Below are 19,976 nucleotides of genomic sequence, written 5' to 3'. Positions count from 1 at the left end.
ACTCTCCTTAATAAAGTAATAGGCTGATGTATAAACCGAGCAAGGTGATGGCGAGCGTCGGAATCGTCAAGATGATTCCGACTTTAAAGTACTGCCCCCACCCAATCTTGAGCCCTTTCGACCGGAGCACGTGAAGCCAGAGCAGCGTCGCGAGCGAGCCGATCGGGGTGATCTTCGGACCGAGGTCGGATCCGATGACGTTCGCATAAATCAATGCTTCCCGAATCTGACCGGTCGTATTCGTCAAATCGATGGCGAGTGCGTCAATCATGACAGTCGGCATGTTGTTCATGACCGATGACAAGATGGCCGCTAAGAAGCCCATCCCAAACGTCGCTGTGAAGGCATTGACGGCGAACCAGTCAATAAAGTTAGCGAGCACTTGCGTGAGGCCAGCGTTTTGCAGACCATAGACGACGATGTACATCCCGAGCGAGAAGAAGACGATTGCCCACGGCGCGCCGCGGAGGACCGTTTTCGTCCGAACGGCCGGTGAACGGTTCGCCATGATCAGGAAGAACAAAGCGATGATACCGGCAACGATGGAGACGGGGGACCCGACGATATCGCTCGTGAAATAGCCAATGACGAGCAGGGCGAGCACGACCCACGACATACGGAACATCCGATGGTCTTTAATGACCGAAGCCGGTTCGACGAGCTTCGAGACATCATAGTGTTTCGGAATGTCCTTTTTGAAGTACAAGTACAAGACGAGCAAACTCCCACTGACGGCGAACACGTTGACAAACATCATTCGAGCCGCGTATTCGGCGAATCCGATGCCAAAGAAGTCAGCCGAGACGATGTTGACGAGGTTCGAGACGACGAACGGCAAACTCGCCGTATCGGCGATAAAACCTGAAGCCATGACGTACGCCAAGACGACTGCATCTGGCAGTTTGAGCGCCCGTACCATCGCCAGCACGATCGGTGTCAAGATGAGCGCTGCCCCATCATTCGCGAACAACGCTGCGACGAGCGCGCCGAGAAGCGTGATATAGACGAACAGCTTCACGCCGCCGCCTTTTGCGATGCGGGCCATATGTAGAGCGGCCCATTCGAAGAAACCGATTTCATCTAAAATGAGCGAGATGACGATGATGGCGATAAACGTGAACGTCGCGTTCCAAATGATGCCCCAGACCGTCCCGACGTCATCAAAATTGACGACGCCGGTGATGAGGGCGACGGCGGCCATCCCCATCGCCGAGTAACCGATGCCGAGGCCTTTCGGTTGCTTGATGATGAGGAAAAGCGTCACCAAAAAAATGATACTAGCAATCCACTGCACAATGTGTTCCTCCAATAATCTCTATTTGTGTTTAGTTAGCAAGTTTGTTGCAGACCGCGAAGGACGAGGCTCACGCCGTCCTCCGTCGATTCGACGTCGAGGGTGACGTTCTCCGCCATCGCTTCGGCGTCTTTCGCAACGGCGAACATGAGGCCGTCGTAATCTTTCACGTCGTCCGTCGCTTCTGGCGCGGCGATATGGAGACCAATCGTCGGACCACAGCACCCTGCCTCCGTACAGATGCGGACCGATTTCGTTTCTTCCTCGGCGAGCGCCGCTTTCATAAAGTCGATTGCTTCATTTGTCACGTTCATTTGACTTCCTCCTTGAGTAGTTGGGATAGTGCCGGATAACCGACCGGCAGTTGTTCTTGCCACGACAAGAGTGTCGGGCGCGGTTGCTTACTCACACGGTCGAGCCATTGCGTCTCGCTCGCGACTTTTGCCGTCAGTAGTGTGCTCGTCACGTCGAGCGGTGTGAACGATTGGTTGACGACCCAGGCGAACGGGTGAATCTCGGCCCGTTCCAAGTCGACGACGAGCCGTTCCGCCTCATACACCGGTGTCGCCTCTGGGAGCGTCGTGATGACGACGTGCGTCTGTTTCGGGTCACGAAGCTTCGGTAGCAAATCACGCACCGCTTCTGGGACGATGCCAGTCGAGCGTTCGAGCTCCCGGTGATAGCTCTCGGTCGCGTCCAAGAGGAGAAGCGTATGGCCGGTCGGCGCCGTGTCGATGACGACGAAACGATCTTTCGCTTTCGCCACTTGACTCGCGAAGGCGCGGAAGACGGCGATCTCCTCGGTACACGGTGACCGTAAATCTTCTTCGAGCATCAAACGCTGCTCATCCGTCATCTCGCCCGCTTCCCGGAACACGTCCATCCGGTACTTCTCGATCTCGACTTTCGGGTCGATCGCGTCGACCGTGAACGTCGACGGCACGTCTTCGCCGATCGTGAAGGCGACGTGCGCCGCCGGGTCGGTCGTCGTCAAGTGGACCGCATGGCCCCGTTCGCTGAGTGCGACGGCAATGAGCGAGGCGAGTGTCGTCTTGCCGACCCCACCTTTCCCCATCGTCATGACGACGCTCGATCCGTCCTTTTCAATCGAATCGACGAGCGTATCGATCGAGCCGTAACGGCCCGCGTCATACGTCTTGTCCGGCATAGCGACCGTCTTCCCGTTCACCCAACGCCGCAAAGCAGGCACGCCGACCAAGTTCTCGTACGCATACGGGAGCGTGAACGTCTCGAGATTTGCGACGGCTTCTGGAAGTTCGCCGAGCGCTTGTTGTTGCCGTTCGATGAACCGTTTCGTATAGCGGTCTGTCCCTTCTTCTAATGCGACGACGCCGTTGATGACGAGCTGCATCCGTTCGATGCCGATGGCGCGCAGCTCGGTCGCGGCCCGTGCCGCCTCCACGAGGGTCGAGACTTCAGGTCGGGCAACGAGGAGCAACGTCGTCTCCGCTCCGTTCGACAACGTCTCGACCGCTTGCTTATATTGGTTTTGCTTATCGGCAAGACCTGCGAGCGGACCGAGGCAAGACGCACCGGTCGTGTTCGTCTCTAAAAATTCATCCCACGCACTCGGCAACGTCAATAACCGCAGCGTGTGACCGGTCGGCGCCGTGTCAAAGATGACATGATCGTACGCCACACGTGCCTGTTCTGACGTCAACAGCTCGGTGAACTGATCGAACGCCGCAATCTCGACCGTACAGGCGCCAGACAGCTGTTCTTCCATCGACTGGATGGCGACGTCCGGGAGCACGCCGCGATACGGTCCGACCATGCGTTCCATATACTGTTTGGCAGCCTCTTCCGGGTCGAAATTCGCAATCGAGAGCGCGGTGCCAGGCACCGTCCGCGGTGTCTCGTCAAGTTCCATCTCGAACACGTCCTGCAGATTGCTCGCCGGGTCGGTCGAGACAAGCAAGACGCGCATGCCGCGGTCAGCGAGCGTCAAGGCGAAACTTGATGCGGTCGACGTCTTGCCGACGCCGCCTTTTCCGGTCAAGAACACGTAACGGGTCGGCTCAATCGTCTGAAAATCAAAGCGGTCCATAAGCATCCTCCTTATTTTTTGAGCGTGATGCGCACTTTCGGCTTCTCTCCGTCTTGTTTCGCGAACGCCGTGACCGGTAGTCCGGTCAGTTCGGCAATCTCGTCGTTCGTCAAATAGGCGCCGCGCTTAAGAATCGCCCCGTCGACGAGCGTGAGTGGAAGCGTATCAAGACCTTTCGCGATCTCGGCCTGTACATGCGCGTTTTCGACGAAGCGGTTCGGCTCAGATGCGAGATTGTAACGCGCGACGTCAAAGCCACGTTGTTTCAACACGTAATGGACGGTCGCGATGCGTGTCAGTTCTGGGTCAATCGACGGACCGCACAGTCCGGTCGGACAGCACATGGCCGGTTCGAACACTTCTAGTTTCATTTTCGTTTCCCCCTTAAATGGCACATTCGGTCTCACAGCCACAGTCCGCAACGTCCGTCTCGACGTTGTTCAATAACTCGATGACGATCGGATAAAACGGGCTCGTCTCGTTCAATCGATAGTGAATCCACTGTTTGTCGCGACGCTCCAAAAGAAGCCCCGCTTGCCGCATCATCTTCAAGTGACGGCTGATGGCAGGCTGCGAGATGTCGAAGCAGTCGACGAAACTGCAGGCGCACTGTTCACCGTCTTGCATCTGCTTGAGCATCGTCAAACGCGTCGGGTCGCCGAGCACCTTGAGCACTTTGCTCAACTCTTCTGCTGTATGCATGTTCATTCTCCTTATCTGTATAACAATAGCGTTATATAACCTTCACGTTATGAAACTAACATAGTTTTTAACGAGAAGCAATTGTCTTTCCTGAAAAAGTTGGGTATGATAAACGACGTTGTGAAACTAGGTGTCGGCAGGAACACTTTCTTCATATAATGCGCATTTTGATCTTCGTGAGACTCGGAGGTCAAAGTCAAAAATATAGAGAGGTGTGTTCTTTTGGAAAAACTAAATACAGTAAGACAAGATTGGCTCGGCAACGTCCGGGCCGACGTGCTCGCGGGGTTCGTCGTCGCGCTCGCGCTCATCCCAGAGGCGATCGCGTTCTCCCTCATCGCCGGTGTTGATCCGATGGTCGGGCTTTATGCTTCGTTCATCATCGCGATGGTCATCTCCATCGCCGGGGGGCGTCCGGCCATGATTTCGGCCGCGACCGGTGCGATGGCGCTCGTCATCGTCTCGCTCGTCGCCGATTACGGGTCGCAGTATTTACTCGCTGCCGGGATACTCGCCGGAATCATTCAAATCGCGCTCGGTTACTTCGGCATCGCCCGGTTAATGAAATTCATCCCGCGTGCCGTCATGGTCGGCTTCGTCAACGCCTTGGCGATCTTAATCTTCCAGGCGCAATTGACGAACTTTGAAGGTGAGAGCTGGATCATTTGGGCGCTCGTCGCTGGATCGCTCGCCATCATCTTTTTGTTCCCGCGCATCAACAAAGTCATCCCGGCGCCGCTCGTCGCCATCGTCGTCATGACGATTTTGGCGGTCACGCTCGGGCTTGAGACGAAAAACATTAGCGACATGGGGACGATCTCCGCAACGCTACCGGAATTTTTATTCCCGAACGTCCCGTTGACGTTTGAGACGTTGATGATCATCCTCCCTTACTCGATCTCCCTCGCCTTCGTCGGATTGATCGAGTCGCTCTTGACGGCACAAATCGTCGATGACATGACCGGTACGGATTCGAATAAAAACCGCGAATCGAAAGGTCAAGGCATCGCCAACATCATCGCCGGTTTCTTCGGCGGGATGCCAGGTTGCGCGATGATCGGCCAATCGGTCATCAACGTCTCATCCGGGGCACGCGGCCGCCTGTCGACGTTCGTCGCCGGACTCGCCTTGTTCATCATGATCATGACGATGAGCGACATTTTAATGCTCATCCCAATCGGTGCCCTCGTCGGCGTCATGTTCTTCGTTTCGTACGCGACGTTTGATTGGGGATCGCTCAAAGGACTCCGTACTGCGCAGAAATCAGACACGGTCGTCATGCTCGTCACGGTACTCGTGACGGTCATCACACACGACTTGTCGCTCGGTGTGTTCGCCGGGATTTTGACGGCAGCCATCCTCTTCGCGGCCAAAATCTCGAAAGTCGAGCTCGACCGGAACGTCAAGCAAGACAACGTCCACTACACGGTGAACGGCCAACTGTTCTTCGCCTCGACGTCCGAATTCGTCAACCGGTTCGACCTTGAAGAAGACGCGGAAGCCGGAATCAAACACGTGACGATCGACTTCGCGAACACGCATTTATGGGATGACTCGGCCATCGGTGCCATCGACAAAGTCGTCTTCAAATACCGTGCCCTCGGAATCGAGCCGGAACTGTTGAACTTGAACAAAGACTCGGAAAAATTGCTCAACACGCTCGCACTCCATTTGAAACAACAAGATGCGAACGCCGGACATTGATGAATTTGCTGTCCGTCATGTTGGTCAATCGCATATACTAAAAAGAGACTGTGTGAAAGAGGAGGACTTGTATGGGAAAGGTATTTATCGCGGCAGACGGATCTGCCCACTCGAAACGTGCGCTTGAGAAAGCGATTCAACTCGCCAAGGCATCAGACGCTACAATCGATCTCGTTCATGTCGTCAGCGCGAAAGAGTCAAAAGAAGCCGCGCTCAACTCGACTGGGAAGATCGACCTCGAGACGAAACGAAAGCGGATGCTACAGCCACTCTTCGATTTGATTGAGTCAGCAGGCATCGAGTATGAATACATCGAGCTTCGTGGCGAACCGGACGTTGAACTCGTCAAGTACGCCAACCACGAACCGTACGAGTACGTCGTCGTCGGGTCACGCGGGTTGAACGCGTTCCAAGAGTTCGTGCTCGGCAGCGTCAGCCACAAGCTTGCCAAACGTGCACTCGCCCCTGTCATCATCGTCAAATGAGTAAATCCCTTTCTCCGCCGCGAGAAAGGGATTTTTCGTGTCCGATACAGGAACTGACCGGCAGATGTGGAATGGAGTTAAAGAATGTTTTGAATAAGGAGGGACTCATATGGAAATCGCAAACGATTCTGGCATGTTATTGCTCATCTTATTGCCGCTACTCATTTTACAGCTCGTCTTGCTGACGTTCGCGTTAATCGACCTATTTAAGCGAAATGAGACGAACGGGCCGAAGTGGGTGTGGCTACTCGTCATCTTGTTCATGAATATCCTCGGGCCAATCATCTACTTCCTCTGGGGACGGACGAAACGATGAAAGTGGACCATCTCACGAAACGGTTCGGCACGTTCACCGCGCTCGATGACGTCAGCTTCTCGCTCCGTCCCGGCTGTACGTCACTCCTCGGCGAGAACGGGGCCGGTAAGACGACATTGCTCAACATGATGGCTCGGGTGACAACGCCGACGTCTGGTAAACTGATTGGTCATGACAGCATTCGTATCGGTTACTTGCCGCAGCGCCCTGCGCTCTATCCATCGCTCACCCCTGTCGAGACGATCCGGTACGCGGGCGAACTGACCGGAACAAAACCGGATCCCGTGAAACTGCTCGCCCGCGTCGGTCTCGAGCCGGTCGACCGACCTGCTTCCCAACTTTCTGGCGGAATGCGGCAAAGGCTCGGCATCGCCCAAGCGCTCGTCCACGATCCGGAACTGCTCTTGCTCGATGAACCGGTGTCGGCGCTCGACCCACGCGGCCGTCGCGAGGTGCTCGATCTGTTGAGCGACTTGAAACGCGAGCGGATGATTTTGTATTCGACCCACGTCTTGCCGGATGCCGAGGAAGCGAGCGATTGGGTGTTGTTGCTCCGTCAAGGCAAGCTTCTTATGGAAGGCACAGTTACGGACCTACTTGGGTCGAAGTCGTCGATCCAACTCCGCTTGTTCGCTGACGAGACGACCGAGGACGTTTGGCGAGCGCTACCTGGCGTCGTCCGCGTGACGCGCTCCGGGACGTCGTGGGAACTCGAGACGTCAGCGAAAGACGTGACGGAACAAGCAATCTTGCGAACAATCCTCGAACGTGGCTTGCGTGTCCAATCTCTCCACGTCGGTCATCCGTCGCTCGAGTCACTCTTCTTGGAGGTGAACGCATGAAGACCGCCATCTTTAAACAAGAGTGGAACGAGTCTTGGCGCAACAAACGACTCATTTGGGTCCCTGTCGCACTCATGTTGCTCGCTGCTATGCAGCCGCTCACGCTCTACTTCTTACCCGACATTTTGGCAGCCGGCGGCAATTTGCCGGAAGGCGCCGTCATCGAGATCCCCGCGCCTTCACCGGCCGAGGTGCTGTTGTCGGCCGGTGAGCAGTTACGGCAAATCGGTCTGCTCGTCGTCCTGTTGTCGGCGATGCATACGTTCAGCCAAGAACGGACACTCGGTACGCTCGCCTGGCTGAAATCATTGAACATCCCGGCGACGCGCATCGTCGTCAGTAAATGGGGACACTACACGCTCCTTTCGACCGTCTCGCTTTTACTCGCCCAAGGAACGGCCGCGTATTATACGTTCATCCTCTTCGACACGTTCAATGTGACAGACTTCCTCGTGTCGACCGGGCTGTTGATCGCCCATTTCGTCGTCCAACTTTCGATTTTCTTCTTGTTCGCGGCCTTGCTCGAAAGTGGCCTCGTCGCACTCGTCATCACGCTCGGCGGCCATCTCGTCTTGTCGCTCCTCATCAGTTGGCTCGAGTGGGACTGGCTGCCGTGGCGGCTCGGCGGTTTGTCCGGGGAAGCGCTTCTGCTTAACGTGAAGCCGCTCTGGGCGTTGCTGAGCGGACTGTTGCTCGTCGGTCTCTGTCTATTCCTCGCCTCGAAGTACTTGCGCTTTTTGAGCAAATCGTCCTGATTGACGTCCTAGAAAAATGGGTCCCTTTCAGTCATTCATCCCTCTTCATTTCGGGTATAGAATGATTACAAAATAATTCCAATTCTATTTAGTGATGGAGGGACACGAATGCAGCGATATGTGTGGATGGTGGTGCTTAGTTTCGCCATGCTCTTGCCGATTCACGCCGAGGCCGGGTTCGAGACGACACCGGCCGGGACGGTGTACACGGCGACGGACGGGACGCTTTTGACCGGGTGGCAGACGATTGACGGGAAGACGTATTACTTCGATTCGAACGGGATCATGGTGACAGGCTGGCAATTGATTGAGCAGGCTACATACTATTTCAATCCGGACGGTGCCCTCGCCACCGGTTGGCTCTCCCTTGATGGGAAACGATACTATCTCTTTCCGGACGGGAAGATGGCAACTGGTTTTCAACCGATCGATGGGAAGACGTACTTGTTCGGCGTCGACGGCGTGATGCAAAAAGGTTGGCAAACCGTCGCCGGCAAACGCTACTTCTTCCATTCGACCGGTGTCATGTTGACGGGGTTCTGGACCGTATCGAACAACCGGCATTACTTCGCCCCGAACGGTGCCCTCTTGACCGGGTGGCAGACGATTAACGGAAACCGCCATTATCTGTTCGCTGACGGCATCATCCGCACCGGCATGTACACCGTCAGCGGACAGAAATATCTATTTCTTACGAACGGGAAGATGGCAACAGGTTGGCAGACGCACGGGACGAACGTCTATTTCTTCGGGACGGACGGCATACGTCGTCACGGTCTCCAGACGATCGGCGGAAAAGTGTACGGCCTGCATCCGACGTACGGTTACCGGTTACGTGGCAAGCAAACGCTCGACGGTGTGACGTATCACTTTCATTCGACCGGCGTCCGTGAGACCGGTTGGAAGTATACGACCCAATACGAATACTTCGCGCCCGCCCTCACGAAGAAAACGGATTGGCAGTTGATTAACGGCAACTGGTACTTCTTCGATGCGTCCGGTGTCATGTACAAAAACAAGCGCGTCGGCAACGCCACGTTCGGCAGCCGCGGCGCCTATGCCCCTGCCTTGTCTGTCTACAAGATGAACGTCCCGCTCTATCGTCAGTTCCAGATGGGCTATCCGTCCGGCTGCGAGTTCTTCTCGCTCAAGATGGCGCTCGAGAAAAAAGGACGGGTCGTCAGCGCCGAGACGCTCTATCGTGAGATGCCGAAAAGCATGTGGAACGCCCGCTACGAGAATCGATTGTACCGCTGGGTCGACCCGAACGTCATGTTCACCGGCGACCCGAAAGGCACGCTCGGCAAGTATCGGAACTATGGTATCTATCCGAAAGGCATGATCGGTTTCTCGAGCAAATATCGGCCCGTGAAAGACATGTCTGGGCAAGGGCTCGCCTCGATTGAGCGTGAGCTGTCGATGGGGAACCCGGTCATCGTCTGGGCGAGCGTCGATTTTAAGACGCCGTATGGCTATTTCAACTGGTACACGGCCTCGAACCAAAAGTTCACCGGCTTCTTGAACTATCACGTCATGCTTGCGACGGGCTATGACAAGAACAACCTCTATATCAACGACCCGTATCGCGGCCGCTTGGTGATCCCGAAGTCACAAGTGAGCGCCGTCATGGGGGCGACCGGCTGGAAGGCGTTGTCCATCCGCTAACACCTACAAGTCAGACGTATACGCGTCTGGCTCTTTTTAGGTATTCTGAATCATTTTGAGAAATAAAATTTTCTATTTTTAATAAAATATATTGAATTAAAAATACAGAATACTACACTTCAACTAAATAAGTGAAGCGCTTACATTTTATGAAGGAGGAATTGTTATGAAGAAATGGATTTGGGGCGTCGCTGCCCTGACGCTCATCACCTCATCGCTCGTCATGCTCGAGACGGATGCTAACTCGGTGCCGAAGAAGCCAAAAGTCGAGCTCGGGGTCGAACGGCTTATGTCCGACACATCGCTACTCGACGGCAAACGCGTCGGCTTAATCACGAACCCGACCGGTGTCGACTCGTCGATGACGAGCATCGTCGACTTATTCCACAACGCGGACAGCTTCGAACTGACGGCGCTCTACGGTCCAGAGCACGGCGTGCGCGGTGACGCCCAGGCTGGGGCCACGGTCAGTTCATACATCGATGAAGTGACCGGCCTCCCCGTCTACAGCCTGTACGGGGCGACGCGGAAACCGACACCGGAGATGCTCGCGGAGATCGATGTGCTCGTCTTTGACATCCAAGACGTCGGCACAAGGTACTACACGTACATCTACACGATGGCGTATGCGATGGAAGCAGCGGCCGAGAACGACATCCCGTTCGTCGTCCTCGACCGGCCGAACCCGCAAGGCGGCCTCCGCGTCGACGGACCTGTGCTCGACCCAGCCTATTCGAGCTTCATCGGTCTCTACCCGATTCCGCTCAAACATGGCATGACCGTCGGCGAGCTCGCCGGCTTGTTCAACACGGAATATCAGATTCAAGCGGACCTCGAAGTCGTCAAGATGAAAGGCTGGAAGCGTTCGATGCTGTATGAGGACACGGGGCTCCCGTTCGTCATGCCGTCACCGAACATGCCGACGACGGAAACGGTCAACGTCTATCCGGCGACCGGGTTATTCGAAGGGACGAACCTATCGGAAGGCCGCGGCACGACGAAGCCGTTCGAGTTGATTGGCGCACCGTACATCAAAGCGCATGAATATGCCCAAACGTTGAATGACCTCGCACTCCCTGGCGTCACGTTCCGCGCCGCCTCGTTCACACCGACGTTCTCGAAGAACGCGGGCAAACTGTCGCACGGCGTCGAGGTGTACGTCACCGAGCCGACGAAGTTCGAGGCGGTCAAGACCGGCATCGCCATGGTGAAGACGGCGCACGACTTGTATCCGGATGAGTTCGAGTTCCTCGCGAACGACTTCATCACCCGCCTGACCGGGAACGCCTACGTCAAGGACATGATCCTCGACGGCGAGTCGCTCGAGGCGATCATGACGAAAGTCGATGCCGAGCGTGACGCGTTCTTGCCGATTCGGAAAGAGTATCTGTTGTATAAATAATCACGAATTACATTTTAGCTGACTAGTAAAAGGGCATCGAAGAAGTTCATTCGATGCCCTTTTTATGCTAGACCTCGAGCTCTAGCCATCTCCGGAATCGAATGGCTGCTTCCCCGTCTGCTAGAATTCCGCTCGTCGAACTCGTCGTGAATGGGAGCCATCGAAAATCCTCACACCCAACAAAGCCTAGCCTAGACGCGTGTTCAATCAATTCGATAAAGTTGTTGGCTAATCGATAACCGTGCCCGTCCCCATCGTCATGGCTCAGATACACAACCGGCGCATCATCGGCACCATCACTCAAATCAAAAGCCAAATAATCTCCATTATCAACTTCGCAAAAGGCGAGCTTATCGTGCCAGATGACGTCGTATGGATCGTTCACATCTGGAAAAACGACGTTAATCCACTCTTTTCGTTCTTCTTCAAGTCGAGGTAAGGAAGTCAAACTCCACTGGACGGTTCCGCTAAAAATCTCTCGAAATTCATGCGGTCGCTCCATCTCATCAGGTAAAGACCAATAAAAGCTGAATTCTCCCGCATATTCTAACAGTACGCGCTTATAGCTCTTGGGTAAACTGATCCCCAAGCGCTTTTCCATTTGTAACACTTCATCAGAAGAGGCAGGCTCTGCAATCGTAACTTCCCCTACTTCTCCACCAAGCTGTTCAACCCTAGAAGCGATACTATGTACTCGGTTTTCGAACGACACGTAATTCATCAGATTCTCCTCCTTTCATTCATCTGACTCATCGATACAACCAGTATACCAACTGTTCAACAATAGAGACACATGTGTTATGTTCACACGAAGTTAGCTACACCTTTTTGTAACGAAATGGTAATACCCATCATTCCCCTTCTCAATATATTATGGAGGTAGATTACTTGAAAAGGAGCCATCCCCTTGAAAAAACCAATCGCACTCCTCACATCCGCCGCCCTCGCGGCGACGCTCACGTTCACCCCGTCGACGTCCCCGTTGCCGCTCGAACCGACAACGGTCGAGGCCGCTTATACGGAAACCGCCGTCAACACGAAAGGGAGCGTCACCGGCATCAGCCAACTGCCGGTCCGCAAGACCCCGTCACTCTCGGCCGCTCGGCTCGGTCTGATCCCCCGGAACGGCACGATGACGGTGCGGACGTCGTTCAACGTCAACGGCACGCCGTGGTACAAGATTCAATGGGGCGCCGGGTTCGCCTACGTCCCTGCCGCCTACGTGAAGCTGTCGACAGCTGAGGTCGCTTATAAACAGACGGCCTACGTCGCGCCATCGAGCGTCTACTTGAAGTCGGGCGCCTCGACCGTCTCGTCGAACCTCGCCTTCCTCCGCCAAGGCACGAAGTTCGAGACGATCAGCTACCGCTACACCGGTCCGACCCGTTGGTACAAAGTGAAAGTCGGGACGCAAACGGGCTACTTGATGGCGAAACACGTCACGTTCACCGCACCTGCGAACGTGTCCGTCTTGAGCGAGACGAACAAAGAGCGTCAGGCGGCTGGCCTGTCGGTTCTCGGTGCCTCGGCGGAAGCGAACCGCGTCGCCCAAGTCCGGGCCGATGAGATGGCGCGCACCGGTCAGTTCTCGCACCAGCTTCGTGAGAACGGAAGCCCGGGTGACACGCTCGACGCCTATAACGTCAGCTATCGCGGTTGGGGCGAGAACATCTATATGGGGTCAAGCGATCCTGCGACAGCCGTCCGAGCATGGATGAACTCGAGCGGCCACCGCGCCAACATCTTGAACACCCGCTTCACCCACCTCGGGACAGGTGCGGCGAAAAATGCGCAAGGGCAGACGATTCACGTCCAAGTGTTTTTAATCAAATGAAAAACGGGCTCGTCGTGAGCCCGTCCATTTAACGACGATCGTTTTTCAGACTGTCCAGGTCTTGTTGCGCCTGGCCGGTCTTTTCTTTTGCCGTGCCTTTCACCTGGTCTTTCTTGCCTTCACGCTCGAGCGAACGGTTGTCCGTCGCCTTACCGGCCGCTTCTTTCACCTTGCCGGCCGCCTTATCAATCAATCCATCAACTTTTTTGTTCAACCCCTCTTTACTCATTGTAGATGTCCTCCTTGTGGTATCGTGTCTAATTCATGTACCACTGTGAGAAAAACTCAAACATAGTGTTCTTTGACGAGGACGCGAAAACGCGGGCGGACCGTCAGCTCGATTGTCGTCACCGTCCGGTCCCGGTCCTCGCTCATGACGATCAAGAGCTCGCCATGGTCGCGCCGGTCCTCGAGCACTTCGACCTTGCCGACGGTACGGAGCAGCTGGTAATAAAGGAGCTCTCCGCGCTCGTCTTTGACGTTCACCTCGAACTCGTGATAACTCGGCGACACTTTGAAATAAAACGACTCGCTCCCGTTCGAGAAACGGAACACCGACTCATCATAATAAAACGGGAGCGTCGCATCCATCCGTTTCGGCTCGACCGTGCAAAACAGCGCCCATGCCATCTCGTCGGGGAACTTCTCTCCCGATTCTCCTTTGTTGAATTGCCATCCTTTCATATGAATCCCTCACTTCATCTCCCGGTAGTTGTCTGAATACTCCGACTATTGTTTTTCATTCGACGAGGCGTTGAAAATCCCTGCAAACGGGAACAAATCTTTGTATAGGTTTTCACGAGAAAGGAGCTGCGTTCCCGTGTCCATCATCGCGCTCGACCATGTGACGAAACGCTTCGGGGAGACCGTCGCCTTGAACGACTTCTCCCTCCACGTCGAAGCTGGCACGTTGTTCGGTCTGCTCGGACCGAACGGTGCCGGTAAGACGACCGCCATCTCTGTCATGCTCAACTTGTATCCGGCCGACAGCGGGACAATCCGCATTTTCGGTCAATCGATGCCAAAAGACGAGCTCGCCATCAAACGACGCGTCGGCATCGTCCCGCAACACGTGTCCGTCTATGACCACCTCACCGTGTTCGAGAACATCCAGTTCTTCGCCGAGCTGTATGGGTTCAAGCCCGACGAGGCGAAGCAGAAGACGCTCGCCGCCCTCGACTTCGTCGAACTGACCGCGCATCAAAAGAAACGTCCGCCGGAACTGTCCGGGGGACTGCTTCGCCGTCTCAACATCGCCTGTGGCATCGTGCACGAGCCCGAGCTCATCTTCATGGACGAGCCGACCGTCGCCATCGACCCGCAATCGCGGAACACGATTCTCGAGAATATCCGTGAGCTCAACCGCCGCGGGGCGACGATTATCTACACGTCTCACTATATGGAGGAAGTCGAGCTATTATGTGACCGGGTCGCCATCGTCGACGAAGGCAGGATCATCGCCGAAGGGACGCAAGACGAGTTGAAAGACCAAGTCATGACGCTCGAGACGGCACGGATCAAAGTCGAGGCGCTCACCCCTGGCCTACTTGACCGGCTCGGGGCGCTCGAACGGGTGCGCCGCGTCGAGTACGAGGAGCCGTACCTTGACGTCTCGCTCGAGAAAGACACCCCGCTCGCGCCGCTCCTTGACGTGCTCCACGACGAACGGGTTCGCTTCACCGCCATCACCGTCGACCGACCGTCGTTGAACACCGTCTTCCTCGCCTTGACCGGCAAGACGCTCCGGGAGTGATCATCATGAAGACATGGACGTTCATCAAATACGATGTCAAACAACAGCTCCGTGACCGGTCGACGCTCTTTTGGATGCTCCTCTTCCCGATCGTCCTCATCTTCGGACTCGGGACGATGCTGTCGGCCATCTTCAGCACCGAGTTCTCTCTCCCGGTCACGGACGTCGCCTATGTCGAGACGTCGACCGAGGAATATCGGGCTCCGCTCGAATCGTTCCTCACGTCGGATGAGTTGAGCGCCTTTCTCACGCTAAACCGGTACGACTCGATTGCCGAGGCTGAACAGGCCGTGAACGACGGGGACGCCGACGTCATCCTCCAGCTCGACGGTGCGGACGTCACGCTCTTATACGAGGAACCGACGACGGTCGAGTTCGACGTCCTCGAGGCGGTGCTCACGCAATACACGGCCATCGCCAATCAACAGATCGTGCTCGCCGAAGCGGGCGTCTCCGCTCCGTTCGAGAGCATCGCGTTCCTCGACAGCGCGAGTATCGACTTATCCGGCCGCACCCCGACATCGCTCGAATACTTCACCGTCACGATTTCCATCATGACGGCGCTGTTCGGGGCTTTCTATATCACGGGCATGTTGAACGAGGAGCGACCGATGCGCGGGAGCTATCTCCGCATCCAAGCCGCCCCGGTGCGGTTGATCGACTATCGGCTCGCCCGCACGGTGAGCCGGTACACGCTCATCTTCCTTCAGCTCGTGCTCGTGTTCTCGTTCAGCCACTTCGTCTATCGGAGCTTCTCGCTCGACTACGTGCGACTCGAGTTGCTCCTCGTCGGCTGGTTCGCGCTCGCCTTGTACGGCACGGCGTTCGGCTTCTTCATCTCGAGCTTGCCGCGGCTCGCCTACTCGACGAAAGACGCGATCGTCAACGGTTTCGTCGCCATCATCATGATCCTCTCGGGCGGTTACGTCCCGGGCTTCGACCAAGTGACGCTCGCGTACGCGCCGTGGGCCCGCTACGTCTTCATGCCGATCTTCATGCGGGACGGCCTGTTGGCGATTTTGCTGCGCGGCGGTGACGTGTCCTTGTTTTGGCAAAGCCTCGGCTGGCTCTCGCTTCACGTCCTCGTCCTTATCGCACTCAGTCTCTTGCTCTGGAAAGGGGTGACGCGCCGTGGTGCTGTTTAGACATGTCGCCAAGCGGATGCTCCGGAAGAAAGGGCTGTGGGTGTTCACGTTCGTGGCGATGTTCGGCTTCGCCCTCGTCTTGTCATTCTTCAACTCGACGTCGACGCTCAGCGCCTCGATCGGTATCCTCGACCGGGACGGCGGGATCATCGCCGAACGGATCATCGCTGAAGCCGAACGGTTCGGTCCGGTGACATGGCTCGAGACGACCGCCGAAGAAGACACGTTCTTAGAAGGGCAAGACATCGTCCTCGTCATCCCGGAACGTTTCACCGAGTCGATGTTCCAAGGCGAGACGCCCCGGCTGTCGTTCTCCGCGACAGAAGGGAGTGACGCCGCCCTCATCGAACAGGCGTTGAACGCGCACTTGTCGCGGGAACGTCAACTCCTCATCGCGAGCGGGTATGACGAGACCGGTTTTCAAACGCTCGCCGACCGAGAAACGGAACGCGGCTATACCGTCTCGAGCGAACCGTTTCAAGAGAGCGTCACGACGACCGCCCGGACGCAAGCGTTCCTCGGCTTGTTGTCGTTCGTCATGATGTCGGCGTTCCTCCAGTTCATCCCGTTGTTCGTCGCCGACGACCGGGACGAGTCGATTTATTCACGTCTGTTCGCCGCTCCGATCACGCCGCGCCGGTACGTCGGCTCGCTCGCCTTATCGTTCTTCGCGGTCGGTTTGTTTTATGTGCTCATGCTCCTCGCTTTCAGCGCCGTCCTCTATGCGGACGACATCATCGAACATTTGCCTGTCCTGTCGCTCTTGTTCATCGCCTACTTGGGCAGTTGTCTCGCGATCGGGGCGCTCATCGCGGTCGCCGCGTCGAACCGGGAGAAGGCGAACATTTGGCAAATCTCCGTGACGATGGCGGCCGCAATCACCGGGGGAGCCTTCATCGCGCTCGCGTGGCTCCCCGATTCCCTCAAAGTCGTCGGCCGGCTGCTTCCGACGTATTGGTTCAATGCGGGCGTCGCCGACATGTACGCCGGCAAGTTCCCGCTCTTGTCGCTCGCTGTCCTCGTCGCGATGACCGGCGTCCTCTTTGCGGTCACCGTCCTGTTCTTGAAAAAAAAGCCGCTCACGACATGACAAAACGAGACGCCCCCAAGTTCGGGGCGTCTCGTTTTTCATTGTTGCAGCGTCGGCACGACTTTCTCGAAGAACACGTCGACGAGCATCGGGTCGAACTGTTTGCCCGCTTCTTCGCGGATGACTTTGAGCGCCTCGTCGATCGTCTTCGCCTGACGGTACGGGCGGCCGGTCACCATGACGTCGAACGTGTCGGCGATCGAGATGATGCGCGAGGCGAGCGGGATGTCGTACGCCTTCACCCCTTTCGGGTAGCCTTTCCCGTCCCAACGCTCATGATGCGCGAGCACGATCTCCGAGAGCACCCCGTATTCGGGCACGGTGCTCAAAATATTGTAACTCACTTCCGGGTGCCTCTTGATTTCGCGCCATTCGGCCTCAGAGAGCGGTCCCGTCTTGTCGAGAATCTCGTTGCTGATGGCAACTTTGCCGATGTCGTGCAAGACGGCGGCCGTCTTCAACTCGCTCACTTCCGAGCTCGTGAAGCCCATCGCCTCGCCGAGCTTCCCGGCGAGTGCGGCGACCCGCTCGGAGTGCGCCTCTTCACGCGGGATCTTCTCGTAAAGCGTCCGCATGATGAGCTGGATCGAGTGATGACGGCGGCTCTGTTTCTCGGACACTTTATGATGATACATCCGGTCTTCCGCCAAATTGTACACTTCCACGATCGACATCGTCTCATCGATCTTCACGGCTTCCCCGAACGAGGCCGAGATCGGCAACCCTTCGATCGACCGCTCATGGAACAGCCGGTTCAACCGGTCCGACAATTGTTTCGCCTCGCGCGGTGACGTCTGCGGCAAAATCAGGACGAACTCGTCGCCACCGATGCGCGCGACGGTATCTTTGCCGCGGATCTCTCGTTTCAAAATGTTCGTCGCCTCGATCAACAACCGGTCCCCGACGAGGTGGCCGAACGCGTCGTTCGTCAGCTTCAAACCGTTGACGTCGACGACGATGAGCGCGAGCGGGTAATACGCCGGGTCGTCGTACGTGATGAGCGCCTCATCGAAGTAGCGCCGGTTTTTCACACCGGTCAACTGGTCGTGATAACTCAAATATTCGATTTCCATCTCGTACTTCTTCTTCTCGGTCACGTCCCCGATATAGCCGTGCCAAAGCACGTGTCCGTCCGCAAGTTTTTCCGGGCGGGACGAGCCTAAAATCCAAGTCGTTCGCCCGTCCGGCATGATGACGCGGAACTCGGCGTCCCAAATCGTCAAGTTGCGGTACGACTCGTCGATCGTCGCCATGACGTTCGGATAATCGTCAGGATGGATTTTCGTGAAGACGAGGCCTGCGTCTTGATCGACCTGTTCAGGCGTGACACCGGTCAACACCTCGAACCCGCGGCTAAAGAACGGGAAGCTGAACGACCCGTCCGGCCGGCGCTCGAACTGGTAGATCGCACCCGGCACTTGATCGGACAGCTTCGTCAACAGACGGTCCCGCTCGGCCAGCTCTTCCTCGAGCTGGACCCGCTCGGTCACGTCTTTGGCGACGGCATAGATGTAACTGCCTTGTACTTTGCAATGCCACTCGATCGAGCGGTAATCGCCATCCACCGTCCGGTAACGGTTGACGAACCGGAACAGTTCGCGCGCCGTGTCGAGCTCAGCGAAGGCGCGTTCCGTCTTCTCGACGTCGTCGGGGTGGACGAGCCCGATGAAGTCCATATTCTCGAGATCTTCGAGGGGGAAGCCGAGCACGCGCTCCCACGGTTTGTTCAAGTGAAGGATGTCGCGTTTATGGAGCGACATGATGCACTCGAGGTCAACCGTGGCGAACCCTTCGAACATCGAGTCTTTCGCCTCGCCGACTTGCCGGTCAGCTTTCGTCATCTGTTCGAGGATGTGGACGATATATAGCTCGACGAGGCCGAGCCGGCTCGCCCGTTTTTGTCCTTGCATGACAATCGTCAAGTCACCGTAAAACACACCGTCCTTCTCGATTTTGAAGAGGACGACTTGACCGAGGTCAAAGATGCGTAAAATGTTTTTGACGAGCCGCTTCGGGAGCGCCCCGTCGATGAGCGGCCCGATCTCGTCAAAGACGAGCGGGCTTTCCGCTTCGAGCAATTCGCGCCGCTTCTCCGTCATCGGCCACTTCTTCCCGACCGGGTGGAAACCGAGCACGTCGAGGCTCCGCTCGAGCAATTCGTCGATACCGGACAAGGCGACCGTCGAGTACGACGCACCGTCCTCGTTCATCAAATTGAGCGTCACCGCCTTCGCACCTGTGAAGTCACGGATCTGGTCGAGAAAGTGTTGGTTGATGAGCAAGTCCCGCCCCGTCGCGACGAAACGATGCGAGACGTTGACGAGCTGTTTGAGCGCGTTGTTCTCTTGCACGTGGGGGGTGATATCGTTGAAGAGCGTCGACACGTAGCCGGGCCGCTCACTGAAGACGGACAGCTCATACCACGCTTTGTTGCGGCGCGAGAAATGCTCGAACGTGATGGCCTCACCGCTGCTCACCGCCCGGGCGACTTGGACGATCCATTCCCGCTCGCTGTATTCGAAGTCTTTCAGTTTGTCGGTGATGCGGCCGCCGAGGAACTGCTCGCGTTTCGCTTTCATGATCTTCTCGAAGGCAGCGTTCACTTCGAAAAACTCATAGTCGACCGGTTCGCCGGTCTCGTCGTAAACGACTTTGAACTCGACGTAGCCTTGGGGCATATGGCGCAACAAGGATTGGTATTGCGTCTGGTCGCGTTCTGTCACGTCATTCCCTCCTACATAGTCATATCTACTACTCAGTTTACCTCATTTTCGATAAATTCCCTATATTTTCCGAATTGATTCATGCGAATATGCGCACATTAAGTTTATGTAAATATGCACTCCAGCCGTTGCCTCGAGCCGGTTCAATTGTTAGAATGACATCGATATCCGATATCGGAATTCGATTTCAAGGAGTTG

The 19,976-nt window shown here is 56.2% G+C and carries 20 protein-coding genes; 11 read left to right on the top strand and 9 right to left on the bottom strand.

The window, feature by feature from the left end; genetic code table 11:
- Positions 1-7 precede the first annotated feature (7 nt).
- Genes KB235_RS05430 through KB235_RS05410 form a run of 5 tightly spaced genes read right to left on the bottom strand, consistent with a single transcriptional unit; the run spans position 8 to position 4,064 of the window.
- Positions 8-1,294, bottom strand: coding sequence for an arsenic transporter (locus tag KB235_RS05430; protein ID WP_211780664.1), 1,287 nt, complete (start codon positions 1,292-1,294; stop codon positions 8-10).
- A gap of 35 nt (positions 1,295-1,329) precedes the next feature.
- Positions 1,330-1,608, bottom strand: a complete 279-nt coding sequence (locus KB235_RS05425; RefSeq protein WP_211780663.1) for a Fe-S cluster assembly protein HesB — start codon at positions 1,606-1,608, stop codon at positions 1,330-1,332.
- Entirely contained in the window at positions 1,605-3,362 is a 1,758-nt protein-coding gene (arsA, locus tag KB235_RS05420; protein ID WP_211780662.1) for an arsenical pump-driving ATPase, read from the bottom strand. Before arsA ends, KB235_RS05425 begins: the two co-directional genes overlap by 4 nt.
- A gap of 11 nt (positions 3,363-3,373) precedes the next feature.
- The gene (gene arsD / locus KB235_RS05415; RefSeq protein WP_034804586.1) at positions 3,374-3,733 is read right to left on the bottom strand and encodes an arsenite efflux transporter metallochaperone ArsD; all 360 of its coding nucleotides are present in this window, start codon (positions 3,731-3,733) and stop codon (positions 3,374-3,376) included.
- Between the two features lie 13 nt (positions 3,734-3,746).
- Positions 3,747-4,064: an ArsR/SmtB family transcription factor gene (locus KB235_RS05410; protein ID WP_034817871.1), complete on the bottom strand. Its 318-nt coding sequence runs from the start codon at positions 4,062-4,064 to the stop codon at positions 3,747-3,749.
- Positions 4,065-4,286: 222 nt separating this feature from the next.
- Here KB235_RS05410 and KB235_RS05405 point away from each other — a divergent pair, with 222 nt between their 5' ends.
- The 7 genes from KB235_RS05405 to KB235_RS05375 all read left to right on the top strand — a co-directional run bounded on the left by KB235_RS05405 (position 4,287) and on the right by KB235_RS05375 (position 11,233).
- Positions 4,287-5,768: a SulP family inorganic anion transporter gene (locus KB235_RS05405; RefSeq protein ID WP_211780661.1), complete on the top strand. Its 1,482-nt coding sequence runs from the start codon at positions 4,287-4,289 to the stop codon at positions 5,766-5,768.
- Positions 5,769-5,839: 71 nt separating this feature from the next.
- Positions 5,840-6,253, top strand: a complete 414-nt coding sequence (locus KB235_RS05400; protein WP_034817869.1) for a universal stress protein — start codon at positions 5,840-5,842, stop codon at positions 6,251-6,253.
- A gap of 109 nt (positions 6,254-6,362) precedes the next feature.
- Positions 6,363-6,569, top strand: a complete 207-nt coding sequence (locus KB235_RS05395) for a PLD nuclease N-terminal domain-containing protein (protein ID WP_051690367.1) — start codon at positions 6,363-6,365, stop codon at positions 6,567-6,569.
- On the top strand, positions 6,566-7,411 hold the full coding sequence (locus KB235_RS05390; protein WP_034804592.1) for an ABC transporter ATP-binding protein: 846 nt from the start codon (positions 6,566-6,568) through the stop codon (positions 7,409-7,411). Before KB235_RS05395 ends, KB235_RS05390 begins: the two co-directional genes overlap by 4 nt.
- Entirely contained in the window at positions 7,408-8,166 is a 759-nt protein-coding gene (locus KB235_RS05385) for an ABC transporter permease subunit (protein WP_211780660.1), read from the top strand. Before KB235_RS05390 ends, KB235_RS05385 begins: the two co-directional genes overlap by 4 nt.
- 108 nt (positions 8,167-8,274) lie before the next feature.
- Positions 8,275-9,831, top strand: a complete 1,557-nt coding sequence (locus tag KB235_RS05380) for a C39 family peptidase (RefSeq protein ID WP_211780659.1) — start codon at positions 8,275-8,277, stop codon at positions 9,829-9,831.
- Between the two features lie 223 nt (positions 9,832-10,054).
- Positions 10,055-11,233 carry an exo-beta-N-acetylmuramidase NamZ family protein gene (locus tag KB235_RS05375; protein WP_246514399.1) on the top strand — a complete coding sequence of 393 codons (1,179 nt, stop codon included), beginning with the start codon at positions 10,055-10,057 and terminating at the stop codon, positions 11,231-11,233.
- 67 nt (positions 11,234-11,300) lie between these two features.
- On the opposite strand, the gene KB235_RS05370 is transcribed toward KB235_RS05375, so the two are convergent.
- Positions 11,301-11,954: an SMI1/KNR4 family protein gene (locus tag KB235_RS05370; protein ID WP_211780657.1), complete on the bottom strand. Its 654-nt coding sequence runs from the start codon at positions 11,952-11,954 to the stop codon at positions 11,301-11,303.
- Between the two features lie 186 nt (positions 11,955-12,140).
- Here KB235_RS05370 and KB235_RS05365 point away from each other — a divergent pair, with 186 nt between their 5' ends.
- A complete protein-coding gene (locus KB235_RS05365; RefSeq protein ID WP_211780656.1) occupies positions 12,141-13,067 on the top strand; it encodes a CAP domain-containing protein in 927 nt (308 codons plus the stop codon).
- A 28-nt stretch (positions 13,068-13,095) separates the two neighbouring features.
- Here KB235_RS05365 and KB235_RS05360 read toward each other — a convergent pair whose 3' ends face one another.
- Positions 13,096-13,296, bottom strand: a complete 201-nt coding sequence (locus tag KB235_RS05360) for a CsbD family protein (protein ID WP_211780655.1) — start codon at positions 13,294-13,296, stop codon at positions 13,096-13,098.
- 56 nt (positions 13,297-13,352) lie between these two features.
- Positions 13,353-13,751 carry a hypothetical protein gene (locus KB235_RS05355; RefSeq protein WP_034804603.1) on the bottom strand — a complete coding sequence of 133 codons (399 nt, stop codon included), beginning with the start codon at positions 13,749-13,751 and terminating at the stop codon, positions 13,353-13,355.
- Positions 13,752-13,887: 136 nt separating this feature from the next.
- Here KB235_RS05355 and KB235_RS05350 point away from each other — a divergent pair, with 136 nt between their 5' ends.
- Genes KB235_RS05350 through KB235_RS05340 form a run of 3 tightly spaced genes read left to right on the top strand, consistent with a single transcriptional unit; the run spans position 13,888 to position 17,055 of the window.
- Entirely contained in the window at positions 13,888-14,820 is a 933-nt protein-coding gene (locus KB235_RS05350) for an ABC transporter ATP-binding protein (protein WP_211780654.1), read from the top strand.
- A 5-nt stretch (positions 14,821-14,825) separates the two neighbouring features.
- A complete protein-coding gene (locus tag KB235_RS05345; RefSeq protein WP_246514356.1) occupies positions 14,826-15,965 on the top strand; it encodes an ABC transporter permease in 1,140 nt (379 codons plus the stop codon).
- Complete coding sequence (locus tag KB235_RS05340) at positions 15,952-17,055, top strand: ABC transporter permease (RefSeq protein WP_211780652.1); 1,104 nt, start codon at positions 15,952-15,954, stop codon at positions 17,053-17,055. Before KB235_RS05345 ends, KB235_RS05340 begins: the two co-directional genes overlap by 14 nt.
- Positions 17,056-17,093: 38 nt before the next feature.
- On the opposite strand, the gene KB235_RS05335 is transcribed toward KB235_RS05340, so the two are convergent.
- A complete protein-coding gene (locus tag KB235_RS05335) occupies positions 17,094-19,778 on the bottom strand; it encodes an HD domain-containing phosphohydrolase (protein WP_246514354.1) in 2,685 nt (894 codons plus the stop codon).
- Positions 19,779-19,976: the final 198 nt, after the last annotated feature.

The sequence above is a fragment of the Exiguobacterium alkaliphilum genome (assembly GCF_018138125.1).
Lineage (GTDB): Bacteria > Bacillota > Bacilli > Exiguobacteriales > Exiguobacteriaceae > Exiguobacterium > Exiguobacterium alkaliphilum.
Note: the sequence above shows the minus strand (reverse complement) of the source record. Positions and strands in the feature narration are given on the sequence as shown.

Bases quoted from the DNA above. Each gene is read 5' to 3' on its own strand.
- KB235_RS05425 (WP_211780663.1), bottom strand. From the start codon at position 1,608: ATGAACGTGACAAATGAAGCAATCGACTTTATGAAAGCGGCGCTCGCC.
- arsA (WP_211780662.1), bottom strand. From the start codon at position 3,362: ATGGACCGCTTTGATTTTCAGACGATTGAGCCGACCCGTTACGTGTTC.
- arsD (WP_034804586.1), bottom strand. From the start codon at position 3,733: ATGAAACTAGAAGTGTTCGAACCGGCCATGTGCTGTCCGACCGGACTG.
- KB235_RS05410 (WP_034817871.1), bottom strand. From the start codon at position 4,064: ATGCATACAGCAGAAGAGTTGAGCAAAGTGCTCAAGGTGCTCGGCGAC.
- KB235_RS05400 (WP_034817869.1), top strand. From the start codon at position 5,840: ATGGGAAAGGTATTTATCGCGGCAGACGGATCTGCCCACTCGAAACGT.
- KB235_RS05395 (WP_051690367.1), top strand. From the start codon at position 6,363: ATGGAAATCGCAAACGATTCTGGCATGTTATTGCTCATCTTATTGCCG.
- KB235_RS05390 (WP_034804592.1), top strand. From the start codon at position 6,566: ATGAAAGTGGACCATCTCACGAAACGGTTCGGCACGTTCACCGCGCTC.
- KB235_RS05385 (WP_211780660.1), top strand. From the start codon at position 7,408: ATGAAGACCGCCATCTTTAAACAAGAGTGGAACGAGTCTTGGCGCAAC.
- KB235_RS05380 (WP_211780659.1), top strand. From the start codon at position 8,275: ATGCAGCGATATGTGTGGATGGTGGTGCTTAGTTTCGCCATGCTCTTG.
- KB235_RS05375 (WP_246514399.1), top strand. From the start codon at position 10,055: ATGCTCGAGACGGATGCTAACTCGGTGCCGAAGAAGCCAAAAGTCGAG.
- KB235_RS05370 (WP_211780657.1), bottom strand. From the start codon at position 11,954: ATGAATTACGTGTCGTTCGAAAACCGAGTACATAGTATCGCTTCTAGG.
- KB235_RS05360 (WP_211780655.1), bottom strand. From the start codon at position 13,296: ATGAGTAAAGAGGGGTTGAACAAAAAAGTTGATGGATTGATTGATAAG.
- KB235_RS05355 (WP_034804603.1), bottom strand. From the start codon at position 13,751: ATGAAAGGATGGCAATTCAACAAAGGAGAATCGGGAGAGAAGTTCCCC.
- KB235_RS05345 (WP_246514356.1), top strand. From the start codon at position 14,826: ATGAAGACATGGACGTTCATCAAATACGATGTCAAACAACAGCTCCGT.